Source organism: Campylobacter sp., from assembly GCF_052170435.1.
Taxonomy (GTDB): Bacteria; Campylobacterota; Campylobacteria; order Campylobacterales; family Campylobacteraceae; genus Campylobacter_A.
Genome location: NZ_JBQNAN010000016.1, coordinates 41,174 through 49,783 on the forward strand (window position 1 = coordinate 41,174; position 8,610 = coordinate 49,783).

10 protein-coding genes are annotated in these 8,610 nt (G+C 44.1%); 4 read left to right on the top strand and 6 right to left on the bottom strand.

Annotated features, from left to right (window positions below):
• Window positions 1-48: 48 nt before the first annotated feature.
• The 5 genes from era to ACTTJF_RS07400 are packed head-to-tail and all read right to left on the bottom strand — an operon-like array spanning window position 49 to window position 4,462.
• The gene (gene era, locus ACTTJF_RS07380; RefSeq protein ID WP_442551395.1) at window positions 49-918 is read right to left on the bottom strand and encodes a GTPase Era; all 870 of its coding nucleotides are present in this window, start codon (window positions 916-918) and stop codon (window positions 49-51) included.
• Window positions 915-2,237 (bottom strand): HslU--HslV peptidase ATPase subunit, encoded by a 1,323-nt coding sequence (gene hslU / locus ACTTJF_RS07385; RefSeq protein ID WP_314889679.1) that lies wholly within the window; start codon window positions 2,235-2,237, stop codon window positions 915-917. Before hslU ends, era begins: the two co-directional genes overlap by 4 nt.
• Window positions 2,238-2,244: 7 nt before the next feature.
• On the bottom strand, window positions 2,245-2,778 hold the full coding sequence (gene hslV, locus ACTTJF_RS07390) for an ATP-dependent protease subunit HslV (RefSeq protein ID WP_002947707.1): 534 nt from the start codon (window positions 2,776-2,778) through the stop codon (window positions 2,245-2,247).
• Entirely contained in the window at window positions 2,779-3,225 is a 447-nt protein-coding gene (gene rplI, locus ACTTJF_RS07395; protein ID WP_442551396.1) for a 50S ribosomal protein L9, read from the bottom strand.
• 13 nt (window positions 3,226-3,238) lie between these two features.
• Entirely contained in the window at window positions 3,239-4,462 is a 1,224-nt protein-coding gene (locus ACTTJF_RS07400; RefSeq protein WP_009494474.1) for an argininosuccinate synthase, read from the bottom strand.
• A 166-nt stretch (window positions 4,463-4,628) separates the two neighbouring features.
• Between ACTTJF_RS07400 and ACTTJF_RS07405 the strand changes: the two genes are divergently transcribed.
• Genes ACTTJF_RS07405 through ACTTJF_RS07420 form a run of 4 tightly spaced genes read left to right on the top strand, consistent with a single transcriptional unit; the run spans window position 4,629 to window position 7,255 of the window.
• On the top strand, window positions 4,629-4,874 hold the full coding sequence (locus ACTTJF_RS07405; protein ID WP_442551397.1) for an RNA-binding S4 domain-containing protein: 246 nt from the start codon (window positions 4,629-4,631) through the stop codon (window positions 4,872-4,874).
• Window positions 4,871-5,272, top strand: coding sequence for a tRNA (adenosine(37)-N6)-threonylcarbamoyltransferase complex ATPase subunit type 1 TsaE (gene tsaE / locus ACTTJF_RS07410; protein ID WP_442551398.1), 402 nt, complete (start codon window positions 4,871-4,873; stop codon window positions 5,270-5,272). The genes ACTTJF_RS07405 and tsaE overlap by 4 nt, the downstream gene beginning before the upstream one ends.
• Window positions 5,265-5,993, top strand: a complete 729-nt coding sequence (gene lptB, locus ACTTJF_RS07415) for an LPS export ABC transporter ATP-binding protein (protein WP_002945224.1) — start codon at window positions 5,265-5,267, stop codon at window positions 5,991-5,993. The genes tsaE and lptB overlap by 8 nt, the downstream gene beginning before the upstream one ends.
• Window positions 5,993-7,255, top strand: a complete 1,263-nt coding sequence (locus tag ACTTJF_RS07420) for an RNA polymerase factor sigma-54 (protein WP_442551399.1) — start codon at window positions 5,993-5,995, stop codon at window positions 7,253-7,255. Before lptB ends, ACTTJF_RS07420 begins: the two co-directional genes overlap by 1 nt.
• A gap of 18 nt (window positions 7,256-7,273) precedes the next feature.
• Here the strand turns inward: ACTTJF_RS07420 and ACTTJF_RS07425 are convergent, their stop codons facing one another.
• Window positions 7,274-8,503 (bottom strand): hypothetical protein, encoded by a 1,230-nt coding sequence (locus ACTTJF_RS07425; protein WP_442551400.1) that lies wholly within the window; start codon window positions 8,501-8,503, stop codon window positions 7,274-7,276.
• Window positions 8,504-8,610: the final 107 nt, after the last annotated feature.

The following is an 8,610-nucleotide window of genomic DNA, read 5'->3' on the forward strand; positions in this document are numbered from 1 at the left end:
AACCAATAGCGTTATTATAGCACAAAAATTAGGCAACTTAATAATTATTTATAAAATATTCAAGCTTTTTATAGTTTTTTCGTCTTTGCGCCAGTCTTTTTTAACGACTACAACGAGCTTTACGAGGATTTTTTGTCCGGTAAAATTTGATATTAACTTTCTTGAATTTATCCCGATTCTTTTGATGGTTTGCCCGTTTTTTCCGATAATCATAGATTTATGTATCTCGCGTTCGGTGATTATGGTGGCATAAATTTCAGTTATATCTGGTTTTTCTTTGACTTTGTCTATGAGCACGTCGGTAGAGTAGGGGATCTCGTCGCTTAGATTATCGTATAGTGCCTCAAGAATAAATTCACGAAAAATTTCCTTTTCATTTGTTGGCGTTAAGAATTCCGGATCGTAAAAATACTCGTGTTCTGGCAAAAGCTTGCAAATTTCATCCAAAAGCGGCTTTTTGTAGGTTTGCTTTTTGACGCTAAAAGGCAAAAGCGCTGTAAATTTATCTTGGAATTTTTGATATTGTGCGATTTTTTCCAACACCTTAGCGTTTGAGACTTCGTCAACCTTGGTGAGCACCAAGATATGTGGTTTTTGTGGATTTAAATTTAGAAATTTGACGTAGTCGTCTACGTCGTCGTGAATAGGCGCCAAAAACACGATTGCATCGCAGTCGCCCATTGATTTTATTGCTTCGTTTATCATGAGCTTATTTAGCGTCTTGTTGCTTTCGTGAAGCCCCGGCGTATCGGTAAAAACGATCTGATCTTCACCATTCATCACGATGCCGCTGATTTTTCGCCTCGTAGCGTTTTGCTTGTGCGAGACGATGGTGATCTTCGCATCAAGCAAAAAATTTAAAAGCGAGCTTTTGCCTGCATTCGTACGGCCTATGATGCTAACAAAGCCTGATTTCATAAGATATATCTCGCCAGATCTTGATCCTCGACGACGTCTGAGAGGCGCTTTTCTACGAGGGCTTTGTCCACTTCTACCGTCTCGCCGCCGTGCTCGTTAGCTTCAAAGCTGATATCTTCGATCACGCGCTCGATCACGGTATGCAGGCGTCTAGCTCCGATATCTTCCATTTTTTCGTTGGCGTTTTGAGCGATTTTTGCGATAGCTTTTATAGCGTCATCCGTAAATTTAAGCTCCACGTTTTCGGTTTTTAAAAGCGCTTCGTACTGTTTGAGTAGCGAATTTTTAGGCTGAGTTAAAATTTGATACAGCGCGTTTTCATCTAGGCTATCAAGCTCTACTCGCAGCGGAAAACGCCCTTGAAGCTCCGGAATTAGATCGCTTGGTTTGCTGATGTGAAAGGCGCCGGCGGCGATAAAAAGTATATGGTCGGTCTTTATGGCGCCAAATTTGGTCGTCACCGTCGAGCCCTCCACGATAGGTAGCAAGTCACGCTGTACGCCTTCTTTACTCGGATCTTGTCTGCCTGAGTTTCCGGAGCTCACCGCGACTTTATCGATCTCGTCGATAAAGATTATGCCCTCGTTTTCGGCTCTTCGCACGGCTTCTGTTTTGATGCTCTCCATATCTAAAATTTTATCGCTAGCTTCGTTTTTGAGCGCCTCTTTGGCGTCTTTTACCTTCATCTCTTTTTTGACGGTTTTGTTGCTTAGGCCGATGATTTTGACGAAGCTCTCTTGCATTTGCGCCATATCGGGCGGCACGTTCGCACCCGCGTCAAAGCTATTTTGCACGACTTCTATCTCGATGCTTAGATCATCCAGATCGCCGTTTTCGAGCCTACTCATCATCTTTTCGTAGCTTTTTTCGTAGTCGGCTTTTTTCTCTTCGCTCGCACCTGTCGGTAGAGGCGGTAGGAGCTTTTTTATTATCTTATCTTTTACGTATTCGTCGATTTTTTCGCGATTTTTCTCGCGCTGCTCGGCTTTGACCAAATTTACCGACGCAGCCGCCAGGTCGCGCACCATGCTTTCTACGTCGCGTCCGACGAAGCCCACTTCGGTGTATTTGCTAGCTTCTACTTTGATAAACGGCAATCCCATCATCTTTGACAAGCGCCTTGCGATCTCGGTTTTACCCACGCCCGTCGAGCCTATCATCAGGATGTTTTTTGGCATTATGTCGTCTTGCATCGTTTTATCTAGTTTCATCCTACGGTAGCGGTTTCGTAGCGCGATGGCGATGATCTTTTTGGCGTCCTTTTGCCCGATGACGTAATCGTCTAAAAATTTCACTATCTCTTTTGGGGTTAAATTCATCTTTTCTCTATTCTAAAACGTAGGTTTTTATGTTCGTGTTCGTGTAAATGCAAATTTCGCCCGCGATCTTTAGGCTCTCTTTTACGAGCTCTTCTTCGTCGATCTGGGCAAATTTATCCAGAGCTCTGGCTGCTGATAGGGCGTAGTTGCCGCCGCTTCCGATGGCGGCTATCTTGCCGTCTTCTGGTTCTACGACGTCGCCCGTTCCGCTTAAAAGGAAAATTTTCTCTCGGTCAAGCACCAGCATCATAGCTTCTAGCTTGCGCAGATATTTATCCTTGCGCCACTCTTTGCTAAATTCGATCACCGCTTTTAGCAGGTCGCCTTTGGCGTGCTCGAGGTTGTTTTCAAACATATCAAAGAGATTAAACGCATCGGCGGTGCTGCCGGCAAAGCCCGCTAGGACCTTGCCGCCGTGGATTTTGCGGATTTTTACCGCGTTGCCTTTTAGCACCGTGTTGCCAAAGCTCACTTGTCCGTCGCCGCCGATGACTGATTTGTTCTTGCCTTTGTAGGCTAAAATGGTAGTCGCGTGAAACACTTATTCGCCCTCGACGTCTAGTTTTAGCGTGGCGCGCACGGCGTGGCCGAGCTTGACGTCTACTTCATAGATACCTGTCGCTTTTATCGTATGCGCGAAGTCGAACGCCTTTTTATCTACGACTAGATGATGGTTTTTTTCTAAAGCTTCTGAAATTTCATCCTTCGTTACCGCGCCAAATAGCGCACCGTTTGCTCCGAGCGGCTTTTTAACCTTGAGCGTGATTTTTTCGATTTCGGATTTTAGCTTTTCTATATTTGCGATCTCGTATTTTAGCTCCTCGGCCTTGCGTTTTTGCTCGGCTTCGTACTGGCGCAAAACATCGGGGGTCGCAGCTCTAGCAAAGCCTTTGCCGATTAGGAAGTTATTTCCGTAGCCTTCTTTTACCTCTTTGATTTCGCCGGCTTTTCCGAGCGATTTTACGTCTTTTATTAGTAGTACTTTCATTTTTATCCTTTATTTAGTTAAATTTGCGTCCGTTTTTGCGTCCGATGATAAATCTTAGCGCGTTTAGCTTGATAAATCCATTCGCGTCTTTTTGATCAAACACGCTATCCTCTTCAAACGTGCAAAATGCCTCGCTAAAGAGATTGTCCGTCTTGCTGTCGCGTCCTAGCACGATGACGTTGCCTTTGTAGAGCTCGACTTTGACCGTGCCATTTACGTTCTCTTGGCTCTTATCGATGAGCGCTTGTAGCATGATACGCTCAGGCGACCACCAGTAGCCGTTATAGATGAGCTCTGCGTAGCGAGGCATTAGCTCGTCTTTTAGGTGCGCTGCGCCGCGGTCTAGCGTGATGCTCTCGATCGCGCGGTGAGCTTTTAGCATTATTGTGCCGCCAGGGGTTTCGTAGCAGCCGCGGCTTTTCATGCCTACGGAGCGGTTTTCTACGAGGTCGAGTCTGCCGATACCGTGTTTTGCGCCTAGGCGGTTTAGCTCGGCTAGCAGCGCCGCCGGGCTCATTTTTTTGCCGTTTATGCTAACCGGATCGCCTTTTTCGTAGCCGATTTCTATTATCTCGCTTTCGTTTGGCGCGTCTTTTGGGCTTACCGTCCAGCGCCACATATCGGCTTCCGGAGCGTGAGCAGGGTTTTCAAGTACTAAGCCCTCGTAGCTGATATGGAGTAAATTTGCGTCCATAGAGTAGGGGCTTTTGCCCGGTTTTTTTTCTATTTTGATACCGTTTTTTTCGGCGTATTTTAGTAGCTTTTCGCGGCTGTTTAGATCCCACTCGCGCCAAGGAGCGATGATGGTTAGGTTATCTCCCAGCGCATAGTAGCCTAGCTCAAAGCGCACTTGGTCGTTGCCTTTGCCGGTCGCTCCGTGGCTCACGCCGTCGGCGCCTACTTTGGCGGCGATTTCGGCTTGCTTTTTAGCTATTAGCGGGCGAGCTATCGAGGTGCCCAGTAGATATTCGCCCTCGTAAACGGCGTTTGCTCTAAACATCGGAAATACGAAATCTCGCGCAAATTCTTCTTTTAAATCCTCTATAAATATATTTTCGGGTTTTATACCGAGCTCCAGCGCTTTTTGGCGTGCGGGTTCTAGCTCCTCGCCCTGACCGATATCGGCGGTAAAGGTCACCACTTCGCATTTATACTCGTCTTGCAGCCATTTTAAAATAATGCTCGTATCAAGTCCGCCCGAATAGGCGAGAACGACTTTTTTCACGTCTTTTTTCATTCTCTATCCTTTATATTGAGATGACGCGTATTTTAGCCAAATTTGATTAATTTGTTATAAATATTTCCGCTAAAATCGCGTGTGCTAAACGTCAAATTTACATTAAATTTAATATGTAGCGGCGAGGAATTAAAAATTTAAGCCAAATTTGGCTAAAATCGCCGCCATGAGAGTAGATAAGTTTTTAAATACCGTAAATATAACAAAAAGGCGCGCAGTCAGCGAAGACATGTGCAAAAGCGGCGTCGTGAGCGTAAACGGCGTCATAGCCAAACCAGCCAAAGAGGTTAAAATCGGCGACGTGATAACGATCAAATTTCTAGCCAAAGAGGCGCGCTACGAGGTGCTAGCGATCCCAGAGACCAAAAGTATCCCAAAATCAGCCCAAGCGCTATACGTAAAAGAGCTATGATAGAGCTAAATTTGGGGCTTGGCGAGCTTGGCGAGGTGGTAAAAATTTTACCCCAAAGCGGCGTCGTTATCTTGCAGGGAAATTTGGCTAGCGGCAAAACGACGCTAGTTAAAGCCATCGTAAAAGCTCGCGGCATCGATGCGGAGGTTACTTCGCCCACGTTTTCGGTCATGCAAAACTACGGAGATAAAATTTATCACTACGATATCTATCAAAACGGACTTGACGCGATTTTACAAAACGGACTTTTTGAAAATTTGCTAGAGGAGGGGCTTCATCTAGTAGAGTGGGGCGACGAGCGACTGGAAAAGGCGCTAGAAAATTTGGGCGAAAAATGCGTCAAGGTAGTCATCTCGCCTAGCCAAAAAGGGCGAAAATACGAGGTTTACGGTGCATAAATTAGAAGTTAAAGATTTACAAAAAACGATCAAAAAAACAAACATTATAAAAGGCATCTCGCTAGAGGTCAAAAGCGGCGAGGTAGTAGGGCTGCTGGGCCCAAACGGCGCGGGCAAAACGACGACGTTTTATATGATCTGCGGGCTCATCTCGCCAACTAGTGGCAGCGTGTTTTTAGACGGTGCAGACGTGACGAAGGTGCCTCTGCATAAGCGCGCGCATATGGGTATCGGCTATCTGCCGCAAGAATCAAGTATATTTAAAGACCTCTCCGTTGAGGAAAATTTACTACTCGGCGCCGAGATCCTATATAAAGACGAGGCCGTCCGCGAGAAAAAAGTAAACGAGATGCTAAATTTGCTAAATATCGAGCCGATACGCCTGCGAAAGGGCGTGAGCCTAAGCGGCGGCGAGCGCAGACGCTGCGAGATCGCTAGAAGCCTCATCATTACGCCTAAATTTTTGCTTCTGGATGAGCCCTTTGCCGGCGTCGATCCGATCGCCGTTAGCGATATACAAAGCATCGTCCGAGATCTAAAAAAGCTCGGCATCGGCGTGCTCATCACCGACCACAACGTCCGCGAGACGCTAGCTATCTGCGACCGCGCCTACGTGATCAAGGACGGTAGCCTGCTAGCTAGCGGCAGCGCGAACGAAGTCGCGAACAACAAACTCGTGCGCACCCACTATCTGGGCGAAGAGTTTAAATTTGTAGAATAATGCTAAAGCAAGCTCAAGCTCCCAAAAATAAGCTCTCGCACACGTTGCGTTCGTGGCTGCCGATACTAAGCAGCAGCGTCGAGGAGCTAAAGGAGACGCTTGAGCCGTTTTTAGCGGATAATCCGTTTGCTAGCGTGCAGCAGCGAAATTTAAGCGAGCTACCCAGCGCCGAACCATCCAAAAAAGATAAAAATTTCTTCAAAGAAATATCAAAAAACAGCGTAACAGACAATATCGAAAGCTTTAGCGTGGCTAAAACAGGGCTTTACGACAAGCTAATCGAGCAGATAGATAAGCCTCTTTTTCCGACCGAAAAGTCCCAAAAAATCGCGATGAAAATCATCGAGTACATAAACGAGGAGGGCTACTACGAGCCTGAAGTCTTTGACGAATTTAGCGAGGCGGAGATCGAGTCGGTGCGAAAGCGCTTTGCCTACCTTGAGCCTGCAGGCATCGGCGCAAAGGACTACAAAGAGAGCTTTTTGTTTCAGCTTGAGGAGCTAAATTTGGACGAAAAGCTCTTTGAAAGCGCTAAAAAGCTTGCGTTAAATTTCGAAAATCTCTCCCAAATGCGTAAAATCCCGCTCTACAACGAAGCGCTCGCCGTCATCAAGAGACTAAAAAATCCGCCCGCTATCGAGTATATGAGCGAGGCTGCGGCGATCATCCCCGACATCGTCATAGACACGAGTTCGGGCGGTATCGAGGTGCGCATCAACGACGACTTTTATCCCGAGATCGTCATCGACGTCGAGGGGCTGGACGAAAAAGAGAGCTTCGTCGCCTCGCGCGTAAAAGAGGCAAAAGACCTCATAGACGCGCTTGATATGCGAAAAGCCACGCTGAGAAAGATCGCCCTAATGCTAGTGGAGTATCAGTATGATTATTTTTTTGGCGGCGACATCAAGCCTATGCGCCTAAAGGACATCGCCGAGGATCTGGGGCGAAACCCGTCGACCATCTCGCGCGGCATCTCAAACAAATACCTAGAGTGCTCGCGCGGGCTCGTGCCTATAAAGAGCTTTTTCTCCGCCGCGATCGACGAGGACGTCTCAAACAAGGCCATCAAGGACTTCGTGGCAAATCTCGTCCGAAACGAAAACCCCGCCAAGCCGCTTAGCGATCTAAAAATTTTGGAGTTTATAAAGAAGGAATTTAACGTCGAGGTCGTCCGCCGCACGATAACCAAATATCGCCTCGCGCTAAATATCGGCAGCTCTAGCGAACGCAAAAAGACCTATCTGCTGCAATCCGGTAAGTAAAATTTGAATTTATAAATTTTAATATGATTTTTGTGCATCTTCAACTAACTCATATAGTTCTTTAATGGTTTTGATATTGGAAAATCTTTCATCGTTTAGCAAAACCCTAATAGCGGCTTTTATCATATTGTTAAATTCTTTATAGCTATCATTTGTTTCTCTGCTGCCACCATGAACCAAAGTGGATCTTAATCCATAAAATTTCTTTATTGCTTTTTTAGTTTTTAGTCTATGTTCCTTGTTTTTGCAAACTAAAAAAACTGCGATATCCGATATTTTGTCTGCTATACTTTTTTGAAAAAGACCAGCCTCATCAAATGAAAACAATGTTTCTAAAGCCATACAAGTATAAATAATCGAGCTTTTGATGTCTTGACTAGATAAAGATTCACCTATGCATAATGCTGCATTTATTATTCTTTGCTCCATCTCATTGAGTGTATCTGAGGCATATAAGTCCCATAGTTTATTGAAATCCGGATTATTACAAAAAAAGTCTTCGTCTATAACGATTTTATGTGCAGTATTATATATGTCACCATATGCGGAAAGTTGCTTTTCAGGCTCATTTTGTTCATTTAATATTACGTATGAATATGTTTTGATGTGTATTTCGTCTTGTCCATAATCTTCATATACGGGTAACCCAATTTTGATATGCACATCCCCATAAAAGTTACCATCCAAAAATGTTATTAGTCTTACAAAATCTAAAAACATATTTTCTGCTTTTTCTACGGCAAATGAGTTATCGTAAATATTTTTTATTTTAACGCCAATATAGTATTTACATTTATCTATCGGCATTGACTTTATGAGTTGAGCTAACCCTATTTTAAAATTTCCTATTTCAATTTCAAAATTATTTTTTAAAGTTATCCCTGATATTGGTACTGCTATAAAACCATTATATGGGTTTATTTCTTTTTTTAATTTGTAATTAAATGGGCTTATTTCTCCTTTTGATATTTTCTCAAAAAACATATTTATATCAGAATCAAAAACTTTATCAGTTATTTTATATTCTAGCACTAGGTCTTTTATTAGACGGTATATTGTTTTTCTTGAAAACATTGTATTTAGTTTTTTGTTTTTGTATATATCATCAATTATTTCTTCAAAAATTCTATCATCTGCACACGATAGCCAAATTTTTCTATTTTTAATAAAAAACGTTTTATAGGCATTATTGTTGTCACCTTCTTGCAGCAAAGATAAAAGTTTATTTAATAAATCTTTTAAACACATTTTTTACTCCGCTCCCGACTCAAGCCCCTTAAAATACGGCTTCAAGCTCTCGTAGGCGTTTTGGATACGCTGAAACTGCGTTTTGCACTCGTCCAAAAGCTCGGGGC